14 protein-coding genes are annotated in these 17800 nt (G+C 46.5%); 13 read left to right on the top strand and 1 reads right to left on the bottom strand.

Features of this window, described 5'->3' with window-relative positions:
- Positions 1 to 11 precede the first annotated feature (11 nt).
- The 8 genes from WDY75_RS17885 to ytxJ all read left to right on the top strand — a co-directional run bounded on the left by WDY75_RS17885 (position 12) and on the right by ytxJ (position 8602).
- Complete coding sequence (locus WDY75_RS17885; RefSeq protein WP_063479382.1) at positions 12 to 1151, top strand: efflux RND transporter periplasmic adaptor subunit; 1140 nt, start codon at positions 12 to 14, stop codon at positions 1149 to 1151.
- A gap of 105 nt (positions 1152 to 1256) precedes the next feature.
- On the top strand, positions 1257 to 2867 hold the full coding sequence (locus WDY75_RS17880) for a gamma-glutamyltransferase family protein (RefSeq protein WP_006209983.1): 1611 nt from the start codon (positions 1257 to 1259) through the stop codon (positions 2865 to 2867).
- 180 nt (positions 2868 to 3047) lie between these two features.
- On the top strand, positions 3048 to 3500 hold the full coding sequence (locus WDY75_RS17875; protein ID WP_063479383.1) for a hypothetical protein: 453 nt from the start codon (positions 3048 to 3050) through the stop codon (positions 3498 to 3500).
- Positions 3501 to 3669: 169 nt separating this feature from the next.
- A complete protein-coding gene (locus WDY75_RS17870) occupies positions 3670 to 4401 on the top strand; it encodes a class I SAM-dependent methyltransferase (protein WP_036642747.1) in 732 nt (243 codons plus the stop codon).
- A gap of 306 nt (positions 4402 to 4707) precedes the next feature.
- Positions 4708 to 5313, top strand: a complete 606-nt coding sequence (locus WDY75_RS17865; protein ID WP_063479384.1) for an RNA polymerase sigma factor — start codon at positions 4708 to 4710, stop codon at positions 5311 to 5313.
- Positions 5280 to 6254: a hypothetical protein gene (locus WDY75_RS17860; protein ID WP_063479385.1), complete on the top strand. Its 975-nt coding sequence runs from the start codon at positions 5280 to 5282 to the stop codon at positions 6252 to 6254. Before WDY75_RS17865 ends, WDY75_RS17860 begins: the two co-directional genes overlap by 34 nt.
- A gap of 178 nt (positions 6255 to 6432) precedes the next feature.
- Positions 6433 to 8148 (top strand): histidine kinase N-terminal 7TM domain-containing protein, encoded by a 1716-nt coding sequence (locus WDY75_RS17855; protein WP_063479386.1) that lies wholly within the window; start codon positions 6433 to 6435, stop codon positions 8146 to 8148.
- Between the two features lie 115 nt (positions 8149 to 8263).
- Complete coding sequence (gene ytxJ / locus WDY75_RS17850; RefSeq protein ID WP_006209993.1) at positions 8264 to 8602, top strand: bacillithiol system redox-active protein YtxJ; 339 nt, start codon at positions 8264 to 8266, stop codon at positions 8600 to 8602.
- 69 nt (positions 8603 to 8671) lie between these two features.
- On the opposite strand, the gene WDY75_RS17845 is transcribed toward ytxJ, so the two are convergent.
- Positions 8672 to 9109, bottom strand: a complete 438-nt coding sequence (locus tag WDY75_RS17845; RefSeq protein ID WP_231888119.1) for a MarR family winged helix-turn-helix transcriptional regulator — start codon at positions 9107 to 9109, stop codon at positions 8672 to 8674.
- Between the two features lie 412 nt (positions 9110 to 9521).
- Here WDY75_RS17845 and WDY75_RS17840 point away from each other — a divergent pair, with 412 nt between their 5' ends.
- The 5 genes from WDY75_RS17840 (at position 9522) to WDY75_RS17820 (ending at position 17757) form a co-directional block, all read left to right on the top strand.
- Positions 9522 to 10928, top strand: coding sequence for a helix-turn-helix domain-containing protein (locus tag WDY75_RS17840; RefSeq protein ID WP_006209996.1), 1407 nt, complete (start codon positions 9522 to 9524; stop codon positions 10926 to 10928).
- Complete coding sequence (locus WDY75_RS17835; protein ID WP_155984630.1) at positions 10891 to 11040, top strand: hypothetical protein; 150 nt, start codon at positions 10891 to 10893, stop codon at positions 11038 to 11040. The genes WDY75_RS17840 and WDY75_RS17835 overlap by 38 nt, the downstream gene beginning before the upstream one ends.
- A 531-nt stretch (positions 11041 to 11571) precedes the next feature.
- Positions 11572 to 13344: a methyl-accepting chemotaxis protein gene (locus tag WDY75_RS17830; protein WP_063479388.1), complete on the top strand. Its 1773-nt coding sequence runs from the start codon at positions 11572 to 11574 to the stop codon at positions 13342 to 13344.
- Positions 13345 to 13390: 46 nt separating this feature from the next.
- Entirely contained in the window at positions 13391 to 17107 is a 3717-nt protein-coding gene (locus tag WDY75_RS17825; protein ID WP_082834340.1) for a non-ribosomal peptide synthetase, read from the top strand.
- A 419-nt stretch (positions 17108 to 17526) separates the two neighbouring features.
- Positions 17527 to 17757, top strand: a complete 231-nt coding sequence (locus tag WDY75_RS17820) for a helix-turn-helix domain-containing protein (RefSeq protein ID WP_063479389.1) — start codon at positions 17527 to 17529, stop codon at positions 17755 to 17757.
- Positions 17758 to 17800 lie beyond the last annotated feature (43 nt).

Below are 17800 nucleotides of genomic sequence, written 5' to 3'. Positions count from 1 at the left end.
AGTGATTCATATTGGAAAAAGGAACGACCCAAGCGAGAAAACGCAAACTCAGCCTGATTGCCGGTTTGTTTACAGGTCTGCTGCTTGTGCTTACTTTTGCGGGTAACACCATACAGAACTTAACGCTTCCTCATGTAGTGACTGCGGTGATAACCAAGGGCTCGCTGGATCATTCTTATAGCAGCCGATCAACGGTACATCCGAAGGAGGTGAGAGAACTCGTAAACCCGTCCGGTTGGAAAGTTGAGAAGGTGCTTGTTACAAAAGGGGAAACCGTGCGCAAAGGCCAGATTCTTGTGCAATATGACGGCAGTGAGGTTAAGCAGCAGCTTGCTGTGGAGCAGTCCGCTCTGAAGAAGCTGGAACTGTCTATCGAACTGCTTGAATACAATATCATGCATGCGATGCAGGAGGAAGATGAAGCTCTTCGTATTAGCGCCTCTACCGCGTTCGAAACAGCAAAGATCGATATAGCAGCGCAAGCGCAGCATATCGAGAACCTTAAGCATACCCTTTCCGTCAATCAGCAGATGGAGGCTCCGTTTGACGGCATTGTTGTAGAAGTCGGTGCAATGGATGGTTTAAATTCCACCGGAGCACCCGATATAACAATGACCAACCTGGCAAAAGGATATGGGCTCGAACTGTCGATCCCGTTGCAAATCGCTTCCATGTTTGACGTCGGTGATGTTCTGGATCATATCATGTTGGATGATAAGGAAGAGAGAAGGATTACAGGCGAGATAGAAAGGATAGCGGAAGGAATCAACTCACCACTTGCAAATGCTGACGATGCTGCTGAGAATTCAACCAGTACGATGTCTCGAATGTGGATTAAGCTTGAAGAAGAGGGGTTAACCGGAGGGGAACAAGTGAACGTGAATTTAACGACAACGAGTACGGATCAGTTCCTCATACCGAATCAAGCGGTGCATAAAGACAGCGAAGGCGCTTATGTATTCACCCTAAACGAATCGCAGGGCCCTCTCGGAAATACTTATTATGCTGTACGTACGCCGATTCAGATCTCTGATTCCAATGACCATAGAACGGCCGTCAGCGAAGGGTTGTTTGATCAGCAGGAAATCGTAGTGGATAGCAGCGGACTCATCATAGATGGGACTCGTGTCAACATGTATAACCAGTTCTAAGAATGGGGCGCCTTGCCTATCAATCCTAAAAATAAGATTGACAGCGTTACACAGAGATGATAAATTATCCGGCAAAAAGATGGAAAACAGGAGGCTGACGCGCGAATGTCCTTTGATCCGTTGTACCATCCCTATCCCACCTATCGCCTGCCCGTGTATGCTAACCGGGGCATGGTCGCTACTTCACAGCCGCTCGCCGCCGGCGCGGGGCTCGACATTCTTAAGCGCGGCGGCAATGCCATTGACGCAGCTATTGCAACCGCGGCAGCCTTAACGGTCGTTGAGCCATGCTCGAACGGGATTGGCGGAGACGCCTTCGCCCTAGTATGGACGGAAGGCAAGCTGCACGGTTTGAATGGCAGCGGTCCATCGCCTGCCGGGATTTCGATTGATGCCGTGAAGGCGCTTGGACATACCGAAATGCCGCGCTATGGGGCGATTCCTGTCACGGTTCCGGGCGCGCCTGCAGCCTGGGCAGAGCTTTCCCGTACATTCGGCAGGCTGCCGCTGTCCGAGACGCTGGAGCCAGCTATCCGCTATGCGGAGGAAGGGTATCCGGTATCGCCGACGGCAGCCGGCAACTGGAATTCCGCTTTTCGGCGGTACAGCACCGCATTAACTGGTACGGAATTTAAACCTTGGTTTGACTTGTTTGCTCCGAATGGAAGAGCGCCTGAGGCAGGGGAAGTATGGCGTTCGCCTGACCATGCCAACACCTTGCGTCTCATCGGCTCGTCAGAAGCAGAGGAGTTCTATCGGGGCGTGCTGGCTGATACGATCAGCGAGTGCATCTTACGTTCCGGCGGCTTTCTGACAAAGGAAGACCTGGCTGGATATAGACCGGAGTGGGTGGAGCCAATATCGGTATCCTATCGCGGCTACGATGTGTGGGAGATTCCCCCGAACGGCCAAGGACTTATTGCACTTATCGCTTTAAACATGTTGAAAGGCTATCCCGCTAGTTCCCAGGAATCGCCTGAAGCCTATCATCGGCAGATCGAAGCGATGAAGCTGGCGTTTGCTGACGGCAGCCGCTACATTACGGATCCATCCAGGATGTCCTGCGATCCATATGCATTTCTCACCGAGGAATACGCAGAACAGCGCCGCAGGCTGATTGGCAGCGAGGCCTTATGGCCGGAAGCCGGGGAACCCCGAGGCAGTGGAACCGTCTATTTGGCGACTGCGGATGGAGAGGGAAACATGGTTTCCTTCATTCAGAGCAATTATACAGGGTTCGGTTCAGGCTTGGTTGTCCCTGGAACCGGAATTTCATTGCAGAACCGGGGACTGGAGTTCTCTCTGGATGATACCCACGCAAACCGGCTGGAGCCGGGCAAACGTACGTATCATACCATCATCCCGGGGTTTCTTACGAAGAACAGCCAAGCCATTGGAGCATTTGGGGTCATGGGTGGTTATATGCAGCCCCAGGGACATGTGCAGGTTGCCATGAACTTGATTGATTACGGGCTCCATCCGCAGGCGGCATTGGATGCTCCGAGATGGCAGTGGGTGAAGGGGAAGACCGTCATGGTTGAGCCGCATTTTCCGATGCATATGGCTAGAAGGCTTGAGCGGATGGGGCATGAGGTGCAGGTCGCTGCTGATTTCAGTTCTTTTGGCAGAGGACAAATCATCTGGCGAGACGAGAAAACCGGTGTTCTTTGCGGAGGAAGCGACGCCCGAACGGATGGCTTTGTTGCAGGATGGTAGTAAGCTTCATAAACATCGGCGCATGATTGCTTCATTTTACATACCTTAACAATTATGGGCGTTCCTGCTCCTGGATTATGATACAATGATGGAAACAAATGATCCGTATCATGGAGGGAGACATGAGGGATAGATTAAGTGACAGACCACAATGGCTGAGCCATTCAGCAGGGGCTCGTGATGAGTGACAAATCTTGGCGTATTTTTATTATGGTTGTTGCTCTGATTATTTTATCGGGGGTTCTCTACTCAGCACTTCAATCGGTAACTTCTTTTCGGGAGCTGGTGCCTGACCGGTACAGCGATACCCAGAAGATCAGGGATATCAGTATTGAGAAATTCGGTGACCGCTGGGATGACATCCAGAGGGTGGAAATTACGGATCCTGACATGATTGATCGCATCATGAACAATTTTTCCGAAGTGAAATTAATAAGAACAGAGAATTACACGATAGGTACGTATTACTATATCAGGATTAATTACGAACACACTCTCCTTACTATAATGTATACGGAACCTGATAATATGCGGATCGACCTTAATCAAGGCACCCAGCATAAAAGATACTCCTGGACCTATAAGATCGCAAGCCCATTCGATCGTTCCATCATTGAAGACCTGTTCAACTAGCTGAAGAAAGTGCATAGGAACCGCGTAGAATTCGCGGTTTCTCTGTTTGTATACCCAATCTGTCGCTCTATCAAAAAGAAGGGAGCATGTGTGTACGCAGGTTGGTTATCTCTTGGTAAACGAATCACCGAATGGACGTGCCCAAAATTTCGAGGAGGGGTTCAGAACCATGAAGGAGAAGGTTATGCAGGCGTACGAGAAGCTGGCAGGAGATTACGAGAGACATGTCGATAAGCAGAGTGGGCATAATGCATATTATGAGCGGCCCGCGATGATTGAGCTGCTGCCGGGGGACATGAGTCAGATGACGGTTCTTGATGCGGGATGTGCAGCAGGCTGGTATACGGAGCATATGCTCCAGCAAGGGGCCAGGGTGACTGCGATTGATCTGAGCCCGGCCATGGTCGAAGCCTGCAAAAGGCGTGTCGGTGATCAAGCGACGGTATTGACGTGCGATCTAACAGAAGCACTGCCGTTTGAGTTTGAAACCTTTGATCTTATTGTCAGTTCATTGACGCTTCACTATATCGACGATTGGGCACCGACATTTCGTGAATTTGAGCGTGTGTTAAAGCCAGGAGGGACTTTGATTTTCTCCGTCCATCACCCCTTCATGGACTTTCAACATTTTAATCGTCCGGATTACTTTGCCCATGAATTACTGTCAGAGGTTTGGAACAAGCAGGAATCCGGCCCTGTAGAGGTCACTTTCTATAGAAGACCCATGCAGGAAATTATAAACGCTACCTCCTCCAGGTTTGGAATAAAACAAATCGTCGAGCCGCAGCCGAGTCCCGTGTATAAGGATCACCCGGAAGCGAGGGAATGGTATGGCAAATGGTATGATCGCCTTATGGCTAATCCTCATTTTCTGATTGTGAAGGCTGAGAAATCGTCATAGTGCATGAATTGAACCATGATCCTAACGGCTTACCATTCATGGTCATGTAACATACTTGTGTTGCGAGTTTGCGATCGTTTGATTTTGAGTACTGGGTTAACATCGACGCGCTGGATCAAGCGGACAGCAAAATAAATATTTATTTACCCTTGGATGAAGCATGAGTCAGAATTCATCTGAAAACAGCTCCAGATGGGGAGAAACACATATAGATTAATCAGGAACCGCGTAAATCGCGGTTTCTTTTGTTCGAAATATTTTAAACGGAGTCCGTTTTGCATGTGCTGCTTTGTTATATAGGTATTCATGAAAAGAGAGGGGGAAGGGACAATCGACGCGGCCGTATTAGAGGAGTATGTTCACCAGGTTCAGGATGGGGATGCGGAAGCATTTATTCCCATTGCGAGGGAGTACCAACGTCAGTTGTACATATATTGCTGTCGGCTGCTTGGAAGTGAACAGGATGCAGAGGACGCTGTACAGGAGATTTTTCTAAAGGCCTATCAATCAATTTCCGGTTATAAGGCCACTGTCAGCTTTAATGCTTGGTTGTACAAAATCGCGTATCATCATTGTTTAAATCTGCTTCATAGACGGCAGTTATCGGAGAAGCTGGGGAGATTGCTGAAGGGACAAATTTTCGCGGAAAGCGCCGAACAGGAATTTTTAAGAGGGGCATTTAGCGAACCCTTATCCCGAGCGCTTGTCAGTCTGCCCGCAGAAGAAAGAAGTTTATTGGTTCTGTACGTATTTCATGATAAGACCTATGCGGAACTGAGTGAAATCATCGGCAAAACGCCGGAAGCCGTTCGCAAAAAGCTGACCCGAATCAGGAGAAAAGTAAAAGAAACTATGATGAAATGGAAGGGGGAAGAACAGTGGGAGCCATCCTTGATCCAATCGAAGAGCTGAAGCAGCATTCTGTAACAGATGATCATTTTCGCGAGATAGATATTACGTCCAGGCTTCAGCAAAATATGGAGATAAACCCGTACAAGAATACTTCAGGTTACCGATCCTTCACACGCAAAACGGTAATGTCGATCGTTATTCCGTGCCTATTATTAGCCTCCTTCACTGCGTATGCAGCATCTGGGCATATCCAGATATTGAACAATAAAGGGGAAGTAGTGGTCAAAACCATCGATCCGCCGGGGAGCCTCCCTGCCAAACTAAGCGGTTTGCTTGAGGAATACAGAGTTCGCGTCATGTCCAAACTGCAGCAAGGAGAGCTCGCTGCCTACTATATCAAGGATGACTACATCAATGAAGGCAATGGCTATGACACCTTGAATCCCGTCAAATTCGAGTATCGACCGACGGACTACCACTCCTATGAAGCTTTTCAAAAAGAGCAGGCTCGAACTTCGGCGCCTCCCATTAAGAAACCTGGAAGTCTGCCCGACGGGGTGAAGTTTGCATATGGACAAGTCTTTCCTCTAGGGCCGCAGCTTTACGGAGAAGAGCGTGCGCAGTACGATGCCCTGAAGCAAAGATTGATGCATCAAGCCCAGTCATCGACCAGCCAAGAGAAGTTGTTTGTGGAGAAGCTGGCATGGTCCAAGGCTTCCAATTCTGTTGTTTATCTATCTGATGGCAAGAGCAGTACAGCTATTACAATTACCGCGGGTTACGGGAAAAAGGCAAGTTTCACGAAATTACCGGATACCTCCCCCGAGAAGGTCCAATTGAAACATATGGAGGGCATTTACCTTCAACACGAGGCAAACGGCGACCTGGTCTCATGGTATGATCCTAATCGGAGTATTGTATATGCCATTATGGTCAACGTCAAAGGGCTTGTGAATAAAGATGAGCTTCTTCAATTGGCCGAGAGTCTCATTGACGAGTAGGGTGAATGCCGCGGCTGATTATAAAAGGGGTTAGGATGTACCCAAAATTGCAGGTATGATATCAAGCTGCTAATGGAAGGAATATTGTTCCGATAGGTACACTATGGTAACATCGGATTAAGAGTCGATCGGTTGTCATCTGGCCGGTTAACCACATGCAGATTTGGAGCCTACATAAATGGGAACACCTTACTCGGCTATCATTACCCTTATTGTCGCTGCAGGCGTATTGAATATTATTATGAGTCTGTACGCGCTGTCGGGACGTTCGAAGCTGGCAACAGTCAAAACCTTCTTTGTCTTCAGTATGATGGCGGCGATTTATACGTTTGGTGCTGCTCTGGAGTTGGCAAGCGATTCGCTTCAGGAAATTCAATTCTGGATCAAGATTGAATACTTGGGCATGCCATTTCTGCCACCCCTTAATCTGTTAATCATTCTGTCCTATCTGGGCATGGAACGATATTTGAGGCGTGATCTGCAGATTGCCATGTTTGCCATTCCCGTCGTGACGATGCTGCTGGTCATGACAAACGAATGGCATCATCTTTATTACCGAGATATCGTGCTCCGCACAGGTATCTCCGGCCTGAAGGTGGATGTGATCGCAGGGCCTTGGTATATCATCCAGGGCGCATATACTTTCGCTTGTTTGATCGGTGGAGTGATACTGCTGCTGCGCAGCTGGCGCAGGATGCCATCCTACCGGTTACAGCTTGGCACCATGCTCATCGGTCTTATCCTGCCCTTGATCGGCGATTTCCTCTATCTTGGCGGTCTTACGCCAGATGGAATAGATCCGATTCCGGTCATCATGACCGTAACTTCCGCACTGTATCTCTGGGCGCTCACCTCTAAAGGCTTGTTTCATGTAGCGCCGATTGCAAGGGACAATCTTTTTGCGAGTATGCGTGACGGTGTGCTCGTATTGGATCTGGACAGCAGATTGGTTGATTTCAATCCTGCGGCAGCATCCATGATGCCTGAACTTAGTGCATCAGCAATCGGCGAGCCTTTACATGATTTATGGCAGCATCACGCAACCGTGGAGCCGGTCTTCTGTTTGGAGGACAGCAGAGTCAGCGACAATGGAGATGCGGATATTCAGGAAATCCAGTGGCAGGTCGGGGGCAAAATGTTCAAGTACCAGATCAGGTCTTCCATTGTACGCAATCAGCGGGGACGGGAGGCCGGACGACTCATTGTCCTCATCGACGTCACGGAAAGGGCGCGGCTCCAGGAGGAGCTCCTGCAGATGGCATATTATGATGGACTAACCCAAATTTATAATCGGGCACACTTCATGAAGCTGAGTCGAGCGATCCTGAGCCGTGCTGTCCTCCATCGGGAGCCATTGGCTTTCCTGCTGTTTGATATCGATTATTTTAAGCGGATTAACGATGTGTTTGGCCATGATATTGGCGATCAGGCGCTGCTGCATGTAGTTATGGTGACCCGGAAGGCACTTCGTCCTGAGGATTTATTCGCCCGTTATGGCGGAGAGGAGTTTGCTATCGCAATGCCGGATATGACACCGTCTGAGGCTGAAGCGGCAGCACAGCGTATTCGTACTAAACTCGTGGCGCAGCCGTTGGTTACACCGGAAGGTCCGCTGCAGATTACAGCCAGCTTTGGCATCGCCTCGGTGAACTCAAGCTCTAGGAGCCGCTCTGGGACCGAGAATGAAGAAGACGGCGGTTCAGAAGCGGTAAGAACGGTTGCTCCATTTAACCTGCAGCGGTCCGTGGAGCTTGAACCTATAGCGACTGATGGCGAAGCAGAGATATGGTGGGATTCAGAGTTGAAGAGACTCTTGAAAATGGCCGACCGGGCGCTCTATGAAGCGAAGCGTTCCGGCCGTGACACGATTCGGGTAGCGGATGAAGAATCATAGCGGATAAGAGTTGTAATTCTGGACAAGAGAGACTGGGCGGTTTATGTTTATAATAGCTTTGGCTATATAATAGAAGAGATACTTGCAAGAATATCATCAAAGGGGAGAATAATACATGCAATGGAATGAAATCACGACACTGGAAGAATGGAATGCGATTCTGGAGAAATCCTCAGAGCGCGGTCAAGTTATTTTGAAGCACAGTACAACTTGTCCGGTTAGCTCCAATGCTCTTGCGGAATACGATTCTTATTTGAAAAAGACACCGAATGGTGATGTCGATTATACTCTGGTTAAAGTCATCGAATCCCGCCCGGTTTCCAATAAAATTGCCGAAGATCTGAACGTAAAGCACGAGTCGCCACAAATTATCTGTGTGAAGGACAAGGCCAAGTATTGGACGGCTTCGCACTGGGCGATTACGACCGAGCATATAACCGCTGTATTGGACTAAATAAGAAGGGCGATACTCCAGAGTCACCATGACTTGTCGGAGTATCGCCCTTCTTCTTGCCTCATGCGCTCAGGAAGAAGATTTGCTGCGTGCGGTGGAACTGAGATGTTGGATCTGCTCTTCCAATACCGTGCTTGCTTTGCCTAGGAATTGTGTAATGAGGTCAAGCTCCTCTTCCGTATAACTGGAAGCCAGATCCATCATGGACGTATAAAGCTTCAGATAAGTTTCGCTGACGTCTTCTTTATCTTCATATAAGGGAACAATAATCACTTTACGGCGGTCTTTGGGATCATTTTCCCTGCGAACATACCCGCTTTTTTCTAACCTGTCAATTAATGCAGTTACGCTGCCTGTCGTAAGCCCGGTTAGTTTGGAGAGTTCCCCGGCTGTAATGGGGCCTTTTTCATGAAGGATATCGATGGAGATAAAGTCATTATTGTATAACCCGAGGGAGGAAGCTACCTGCTGCTGGTACAGTACCGTTCGGGTTCCGAGTCTCCGCATGCGCAAGGTGAGATTTTCCTGCAGATCTGTTGGTTGATCTTGCTGTTTGCTTGACAAAAGCCCGAGGCCTCCTTCTTAAATGTGGGTATCTTGATTATAAAGATATTCGTTAGGTTACTCAATATGTAAACTTTAAGATATTAATCCCATATGTATACAACCACCACATATCCATGGTTTTTGTGGTGGTTTTTTGTATGCAGGAATTGCGATTGAAGCTTTGTTAGCACAGATTTGCAGGTAGGGTAAACGTTTTAACGATATTGGAGTTTAGAGAATCGGTAGGGTTTGTGATATTAATGATAATGACAATGAATCCGATCATTAGTAATAAGAGTCTCAGATATATATCTAAATAATATTGACCATTGGTATATTTATACATTAAATTATAGATCTGGGGGGGATCTTATTGGAACCTACAGACAACAAGACGATTAGTGCAGAATTATTAAGATATTTAAAGCAAGAGAATCTGACAATCTCCTTCTTTGCAGATAAATCGGGAATCAACTCGGGAACACTCAGCAGAATCATAAATGGACAGCAAACGATTTCTGTATCAAGTCTTGATTTAATAACCAAGGCTATGAATCTTGAAAAAGGATATTTTTATTCATTATATGCGACAGAAAGCTGCAGCTTGTCTTCACTTGACTGGCGACGGCTTGGGCCTTTTATCCAGAGTTGCGCCGAGCTCGGGAAATTACAAATTGTAGACCAAGTCGTCAGCCTCATGATGGACAGTCTTAGTTATGCATCGCATCTTTTTGATTGTGCAGAACATTTATTTGAAGAAGGTTATAAAGATGCTGCAGTGATTATCTACCGGAAAGTGGCTGAAAGTGAAAGGTACCAGCATGCTGAGAGATTAGCCTTATGCCAGTACAGAATCTTTACATGCTCATTAACTAAGAATCAAGAGCATAATTTAGAGTGCGCTTTACAACTTGAATCTTACATTTTACGCTTAGGAGAAGCTGAGCAACTTGATGCCTTAAAGGATCTCGCGAATTTATTTTTATCTTTACGAAAATGGACAAAAGCAAGATATTATGCAAAATTGATGGGTCATGTTTCAAAAAATCTATATGAACAGAAAGTAAACCGAAAGAGCCAGAGAAAGAAGACCATAGAGCCTGCAAAGCCACTATTTGGTTACATTTTATATGCAAACTTAATGCTAGGGGCTATCTCAGCCGAAGATGCTGATTATGAAAAAGCTCTGTATTACGTTTCCTCTTATGAAGATCTTAGCTGGGTTGTAGAAACGGATGAAGAATCTGAGCAAACCAAGAAACAATTCAAGGACTGGGCCATTGGAAACAAGTATCTCTACCAGTTAATGTCTGGGAATACGGATGTATTGGAAGAGTACGTAGATTATGTTTCGGTTCGCAAGAACGAGGTGCTGATGGCCTTATTTAAAATTGTTCAAGCCGCAAATATTTATCGATTCGATATCGATAAATATCTTGAACGGTTCAAGAACATCATCATGGATCAGCTCGAAAGAAGTGAGAATGTTGGAAGTTATACGACTCAATTTTTTGATGATCGCTTTGCAAACTTTTTGACAGATGTAGGTTTATATTATCTCCGAAGAAATAATATTCATAATGGCGTTCGATATATATTGGATAGTTTGGCAGTTTCATATAAAATCAATAATACAGCAAATATCGTAAGGTGCTGCAGCACAATCGAGAAAATTCGATCCCAAATAGATTATTCTGATCTTCAAAAATACGCTGCATTCATGAAGGAGGTCTACGATCAAGATGAAGAAAAAGTTAGTGTCACTGTTGTTAATTGCTAGTCTGGTCATTGTTACATTACCCAATGTTATGATTTCAGGGAATGAAGCGAGTCCGATTATTAAGAAGCCTTATACTGCTGCAAGTCCACAGCATGGTGAAGGCGGCTGGTAATACTTAATATTCGTCTATCGAGCATATGCAGGCTATAAAAGGAAAATTGAAAAGAGGATTCCATTCCAAGATTGTAATCCAACACCCGGGACCGCGTATATCGCGGTCTTTTTCTGTTTGCCAGGCAGACGGAGACAGCATGGTTATTTTGAAATAGGAATATCTATAAAATTCGAACCGTTGTCGAAAATAACACTTTTTTTGTAAGTTTATATTACTAAAGTATTAAGATTTTACGCATATAAGCCGATTATTATAGTACAAAAGATGTAAGATTTATGAGTTTATACGGTAGTTCTGTCTATTGAACGGATTTTTCACTTAACACAAATAATGAGTGAAATGTGCAAAGCCAGAAGAACATTGGAGGGAAGTGATCTTTACATATGACCTTTTATGAAAAATGTAATCAATTCATGAAAAGCACCGAAATTATTCACGATGTCTAGGAAAGTAGGTGGTGAAAAAGCCTGATAGAGAAAGCCCTAGCCAAAATGAAATACATAAGAGATATCAAAGGAGAGACACCGAGTGAGCAAGCCTAAAACGTTCTCAAAAGGATTGAGATTTAAGAATCTTAGTATCGTTACAAGAAATATGTTATGGACGAGTCTCTATATTATTATCACGGGTGCAATCGTTATTGGTTCCAGCTTTTATATTCAGGACAACGTGCTGACTAAGCAGCTCCAGTCAGATTCGGGTAAAATCATGGGCACCTTGGTCAATAAGGTTTCAGTTGAGGATGCAGTGGCGGTAAAAGGGGCAACGGACCGTAATGCCGATATCCAGAAGAAATTAATTAGCATTTTCGACGAATTATCTGTACTTTACCCGAACGTTGCGCAGGGCTATATTTTTGGACCGGAGTTAGAGGATGGCAACAAAACTTCGATAGTGGCTATGCCGACAGCGGTTCTCGACATGTTTGCCGAAGAGAATCTGAACCTTGGTGATTTATACGAACAGCCTAAAATTCATGCTGATGCCGTCAGAGAAATGCTGGAGACGAAAAAGCTCGTTCATACCAAAGCGTACACAGACAATTACGGTACCTGGATCACCGTGCTCCATCCTTTCCTGAGCGCCGACGGCGAGGTTTTCGCTTACATGGGTATCGACGTGGATGCAAGCCTGATCTCATCCGGTAAACAGGAATTAATAACGAGAACGGTCATGGCTTTGCTTATTACCTTGCTTGTTGTGTTAGCTTTGCAGTATTTCACGATCAGACGCACCTTCGCTCCGATTCAAGCGCTGATGGGGGCGTTGGACAAGCTGAGCAAAGGCGATTTCACCGTCAAACTGCAAGCCGGAGACGATGAATTGGGGCAAGTGAATGCCAAGTTCAACACCACGGTCAGTCATATCAACGAACTCGTGACAACGATCAAATCCGTATCTGAGCAATCCGCCGAGCAATCCAAGTTCCTCTTCTCTGCTGTGGAGGTCAATAATAACAACTCTTCCGTCATCACCAAGAATATGGAGGAGATGTCTGAACGAGTAGCGCTGCAGAGCACGTCCATTACCGAGAGCGTGGTTTCGCTCGAAGAAATTTCGTCCGGGGTGTCGACCATTGCCGGCAATACGTCGGATCTCTCCGAAATCTCCTTGCAGATGAAGGAACAGTCGGAGCGAGGCAATCAAAATGTAGAGCAGGTTATCGAGCAGATGAATTCGATCGATCATTCGGTCAAAAATTCAGTCCAAATCATTGAGAAGCTGCAAAACCGCTCACATGAGATTGGTCAGATCGTTCAGGTTATCACCGAAATATCTTCGCAGACGAATTTGCTATCACTCAATGCAGGTATTGAGGCGGCAAGAGCGGGTGAAGAGGGGCGCGGCTTTGCGGTTGTAGCGAACGAAGTGAAGAAGCTGTCAGAAGAATCCAGAAAATCGGCAGACCAGATCATCGAGTTGGTCCGTTACATTCAGGAGGAAACGGCATTTGCGGTAGAAGCCATCAGCGAAGGCGAGCATAACGTCGCCAAGGGAATTGAAGTTGTTAAAGAAACCGGCGAGCTGTTTAAAGGAATGCTGCTTGCAACCGATACGGTGACCAGCCAGATCCAAGAGGTGTCTGCCGCTACCCAGGAGATGGTTGCCGAGACCGAACAGATAACCGCTGCCATTAAACAGTTGGCTGAGCTCGCAGAGCGAAACTCGTCTGTGTCCGGCGAGATCCGGATCAGTGCTCAAGAACAGCAGGCGTCCTTTACTAAAATCTTCGAGTCTGCCGAGCAGATCAATCAGGTATCCACTGAGCTGGAGGTCCTTGTTAACAAATTGCGTGTATAGTGTGATGTAACAGAAAATGTAGAGAAAAAGATGGAGCTGAAACCTTTTGAATACAACATTGATGATCGAACAAGGCAAAGAATATTGGTTGAACGAACTGCAGCTACCTTTACCGGGATTCTATCTGTACACTGATGGTCCAGCGCATCTTCAGCAGCATGAGCTCAATCGCATGGCGATTCATCTTCATATCGAGACCGATAAGATGAGGCTGCTTCGTGATTCTTACAACATCAACACATGGATGCTGACAAGCTATGCGGTTTTTCTATATCGAATGACCCACGATACCGATTTACTGATCGGCGTAAACAATCGGAAGGGGAATCTGCTTCCGCTCAGGATCAACCTAAGCGGGAGTGATACATTTACACAAGTTTATAAACAGATCTCAGCCAAAATGGAGCAGATTGAGCTTTCCGATCTATCGCTTCAGGAAATAGAAGGGCTGCACGGTCAGCCGATCAGCCTACAAACGGTTTATGGCCATGCTCATACTCAGGGCCACAGCTGGCTGAACTGGATGGTTCATGAGGAGACCATGAATCAGTGGATACTGCATGTTTCCTATGCTCGGGCATTGTATCAAGAAGAGACGATCCTAAAATTCAGCAGGCATTTCGAGCAGCTTGCCAGCGCTGTTATTGATGACATGGATATGCCGATAAGTCAATTGCCTATGCTGACTGAAGAGGATTGGAACGCCTATACCATTCTCAATGATACGAAGAGGGATCTTCCGGATAACCCGACCATTGTAGCCATGCTGGCTTCCATTGTGGAGAGATTTCCGAAGAGGATCGCATTGTCTTCCGATCAGGATCAAATGACGTATGAACGGCTTGACCATGTCTCCAATCAACTCGCCCATATGCTCATAAGCAAGGGTCTGCGTAAAGGCCAGTTTGTGTCCATCTTTATGAAAAGAGGGCTGGATACGATCGTCAGCATGCTTGGCGTTCTCAAAGCCGGCGGCGCCTACATCCCGCTTGATCCTTCGCATCCTGATGAAAGAAATGCTTATATTATCGAAGATACCAAGTCGGCTATCATTCTGACGCATCAGAACTTTACAGCCAAGCTGGATGGATTATTGGCTGGATTTAATTCGAAGCCGGAATTCTTCTGTTTGGATGACCAGTTCCTTCAGTATCCAACCGATTCCTGCGGCGTCCAGGTTGAAGCTGAAGATTTGGCGTACATCATCTATACATCGGGTTCTACAGGCAAACCGAAGGGCGCACTAATCGCCCACCAGGGCGTTGTGAACCTGGCGCTGGCCAATCAAGAGAAATTACAGATGGATGAACGGGACGTTATTCTGCAGTATTCTACATTCAGCTTTGACGCGTCGGTATATGATATTTTTGGGTCGCTGGCTTGTGGTTCCAGACTGCACCTGCTGTCCGATGAGCAGCGTTTCTCCATCGATGCCTTCACAGAGGCAGTGGAAAATACCAGTGCCACGCGTGTAGCGATACTGCCTACCGTATTTTTCAATCAATTGGCGGCCTATTTGCCTCTGGAGGAGATTCAGAAGTATCGTAACATTAAGAGCATCGTGGTCGGCGGCGAGGCTTTGGCCGGGGAAACTGTTCGGATGTTCCAGAAGAAACTCCAGATTCCTATTGTGAATCTATACGGTCCTACTGAAATTACGGTAGTGGCAACAGGACATATCGTGGATTATCCGGTCCCTGATGATTTGGCCACGGTGTATATCGGGACGCCGTTTGCGAACTATGAATTGTATATCGTGAATGAACACAACGCATTATGTCCAACCTGTGTAACCGGCGAACTGCTTATCAGCTCGGTAGGTGTAGCCAAAGGGTATTTAAATCAGCCCGAGAAGACAAAGGAAGCCTTCATTCAGGATCCGATAATGCCGGAATCCGGAAAGCAGTTTTACCGTTCTGGCGATTTGGTCCGCCTGCTGCCGAATGGACAAGTGGAATACCGGGGAAGAAAAGATTCCCAGGTGAAGATCAGAGGTTTCCGTATTGAGATCGGTGAAATCGAGGATAACCTGGCTAAACACGAATCGGTGAAGGACATCGCGGTTATCCCGAGAACGGATGAAGACGGAACTAAGATATTGGCGGCTTTCTATACATCGAATGATGGACAGGCAGCTTCCGCTAAAGAGCTGGCGCAGTTCTTAGGTCAGAAGGTGCCAAGTTATATGGTTCCTAAGTATATGTGTTTTCTGGATGAGATGCCGTTATCCCCGACAGGTAAAATCGACCGTAAGAAACTTGCGTTATACGAGTTGTCGATGGATCTGGAAGCGGATGATTCCCAGTATGAAGCACCGGTTAATGAAATACAGCTGAACGTGAGTGCTGCCTGGGAAAAAGCGCTCGGACAAACCAAAATCAGCATCCACGACGATTTCTTCGATATTGGCGGATATTCATTGAAAATACTGGAGATTCTGGTGCAACTCAAACCGCATTATCCCCATTTAAAAATCAATGACTTCTTTGTCTATCCGACGATTGCTAAATTATCGGAGAGAATTGAGGAATTGGGCAGCGCAGAGACCCCAGCTGAACTTATGGACATTTCAGGTCAGCCCATTCAGGACTTGGCTGAGTATCCGCTCGCTTTCCCTATTCGTAATGCTTCCATAGGCTGCGAGTACACCCAGCAGCACATACTGCTGACCGGCGCGACAGGATATTTGGGCTCACATCTACTGCATGAGTTATTGCGTCAATCCACTGCAACCGTGTATTGCCTGGTTCGTCCTTCGCAGCATATGGAACCTTACGCCCGCCTTGAGCAGATCATGACCGGCTATTTCGGAGAAGGCGTTAAGTCATTGATGGATAAACGGGTTGTGGCTATTCAGGGAGATTTGGAACAAGAACATCTTGGCCTGCGCATAGAAGATTGGGTATGGGCACAGCAGCACATCGATTCCATTATCCACTGCGGAGCAGAAGTGAAGCATTTTGGCGACTCCGACTATTTTGCCAGAGTCAATGTAGAGAGTACGGATCGTCTATTGACATTAGCTCAGAGCAGACCTCACATCCGCTTCCATTTTATATCTACTCTCGGTATCCCTGAGGATTTGGCACTTGGTGGCCAGTGGGATGCTATCGTTGGAGGATCAGGATATGAAGAGTCGTATATCGAGAATGTCTACACGAACAGCAAACTCGAAGCAGAGAAGTTGGTCATTAAAGCGGGTATGGAGAGAGGGATTGCGGCAGCCGTTTATAGAGTCGGTAACTTGTCCTGTAACTCCGAGAGCGGTATGTTCCAAAAGAATATCGACAACAATGCTTTTTACCGAATGCTCAAAGGTATGCTGCTCTTAAAGAAAGCACCTGACGTGCAGTGGCAAGTGGATATTACGCCGATTAATTATGCAGGAGAAGCCATTACCGCGTTGGTTCTGCAGCAGGAAACCGTCGGACGAGTATTCCATATCTGCAATCCGGTCGCTATCTCTTATGAGGAGATGGTGGAGCACTTTAAGGCCATTGGCTATGATATTTCCCTGATGCATTGGAAGGAATATGAGACATGGCTATTGGATCCACAGCAGCCGAAAGACAAGGAAGGCCTGGAACTGGCAATGGCACAGTTTGAAGGTGATGGGGCGAAGAATTCTGTTTATCGGTATACTTGTCCTCAAACGACGGAGTTCCTGTTACAATCCGGAGTGAAATGCGCTGTGCCAGATCAGCAGTTCTTCAGAAAAATGGTAAATTATGCTTCTGATATCGGATATTTTGTTAAGCCCTAGTATGTAGATACATCCAAGAAAGGAACCGCGAATCCTCTTCGCGGTTCCTTTCTTGATAATATACAAACAGATTGAACGTTTCGACATTTTCCGTGATAATGGAGCTATGTAAACGATGCCACGAAATAAAGGAATGATTCGATGAACTCTTCGTCACAGCCTAATCTCATTACCAAGTTGATCCAGCATACTGCGAAGCTACCAGAACGGCACGGATCGGCAGCCAGTTAGAAATTTTACTTCTCTTGGGACAGGCCTACGCATTACAAGAACTTCCGGATTCTTCCTTGAGTGCTATCGGGAGGGCCATATTGATCGGGCAACCGAGGATTATGTCCGTATCTTTATAGATGAAGGCCGCCCCATGCTCCAATTGCTTCAGTAGTGGACAAAACAGTTTCAGGGAGATCATAAATCGTATGAGTTTGGTTACGCCAATCATTTGCTGGATACGTTTAAACGTGATCCGGAATGCGATGATTTCAAGTCAGTCCATGGGAGCGGGTATTTCCGAGATTCATTTCACCAAGCGGGAACTGGAATTGCTAGTCCTCATAATGGAAGGAAGCTCCAATGAGGAAATTGCCCAAATGCTCATGATCTCAATCGGAACCGTGAAACGATACATTCATAATATTTTCAAAAGTTAGAGGTTAAAAACAGGGTGCAGGCTGTCAAGAAAATTAAGGAGAA

Source organism: Paenibacillus glucanolyticus (assembly GCF_037333485.1).
In the GTDB taxonomy this organism is placed as follows: domain Bacteria; phylum Bacillota; class Bacilli; order Paenibacillales; family Paenibacillaceae; genus Paenibacillus_AQ; species Paenibacillus_AQ glucanolyticus.
Note: the sequence above shows the minus strand (reverse complement) of the source record. Positions and strands in the feature narration are given on the sequence as shown.

Bases quoted from the DNA above. Each gene is read 5' to 3' on its own strand.
- WDY75_RS17855 (WP_063479386.1), top strand. From the start codon at position 6,433: ATGGGAACACCTTACTCGGCTATCATTACCCTTATTGTCGCTGCAGGC.
- WDY75_RS17845 (WP_231888119.1), bottom strand. From the start codon at position 9,109: ATGCGGAGACTCGGAACCCGAACGGTACTGTACCAGCAGCAGGTAGCT.
- WDY75_RS17835 (WP_155984630.1), top strand. From the start codon at position 10,891: ATGAAGAAAAAGTTAGTGTCACTGTTGTTAATTGCTAGTCTGGTCATT.
- WDY75_RS17875 (WP_063479383.1), top strand. From the start codon at position 3,048: ATGAGTGACAAATCTTGGCGTATTTTTATTATGGTTGTTGCTCTGATT.
- WDY75_RS17820 (WP_063479389.1), top strand. From the start codon at position 17,527: ATGAGTTTGGTTACGCCAATCATTTGCTGGATACGTTTAAACGTGATC.
- WDY75_RS17880 (WP_006209983.1), top strand. From the start codon at position 1,257: ATGTCCTTTGATCCGTTGTACCATCCCTATCCCACCTATCGCCTGCCC.
- WDY75_RS17865 (WP_063479384.1), top strand. From the start codon at position 4,708: ATGAAAAGAGAGGGGGAAGGGACAATCGACGCGGCCGTATTAGAGGAG.
- WDY75_RS17870 (WP_036642747.1), top strand. From the start codon at position 3,670: ATGAAGGAGAAGGTTATGCAGGCGTACGAGAAGCTGGCAGGAGATTAC.
- ytxJ (WP_006209993.1), top strand. From the start codon at position 8,264: ATGCAATGGAATGAAATCACGACACTGGAAGAATGGAATGCGATTCTG.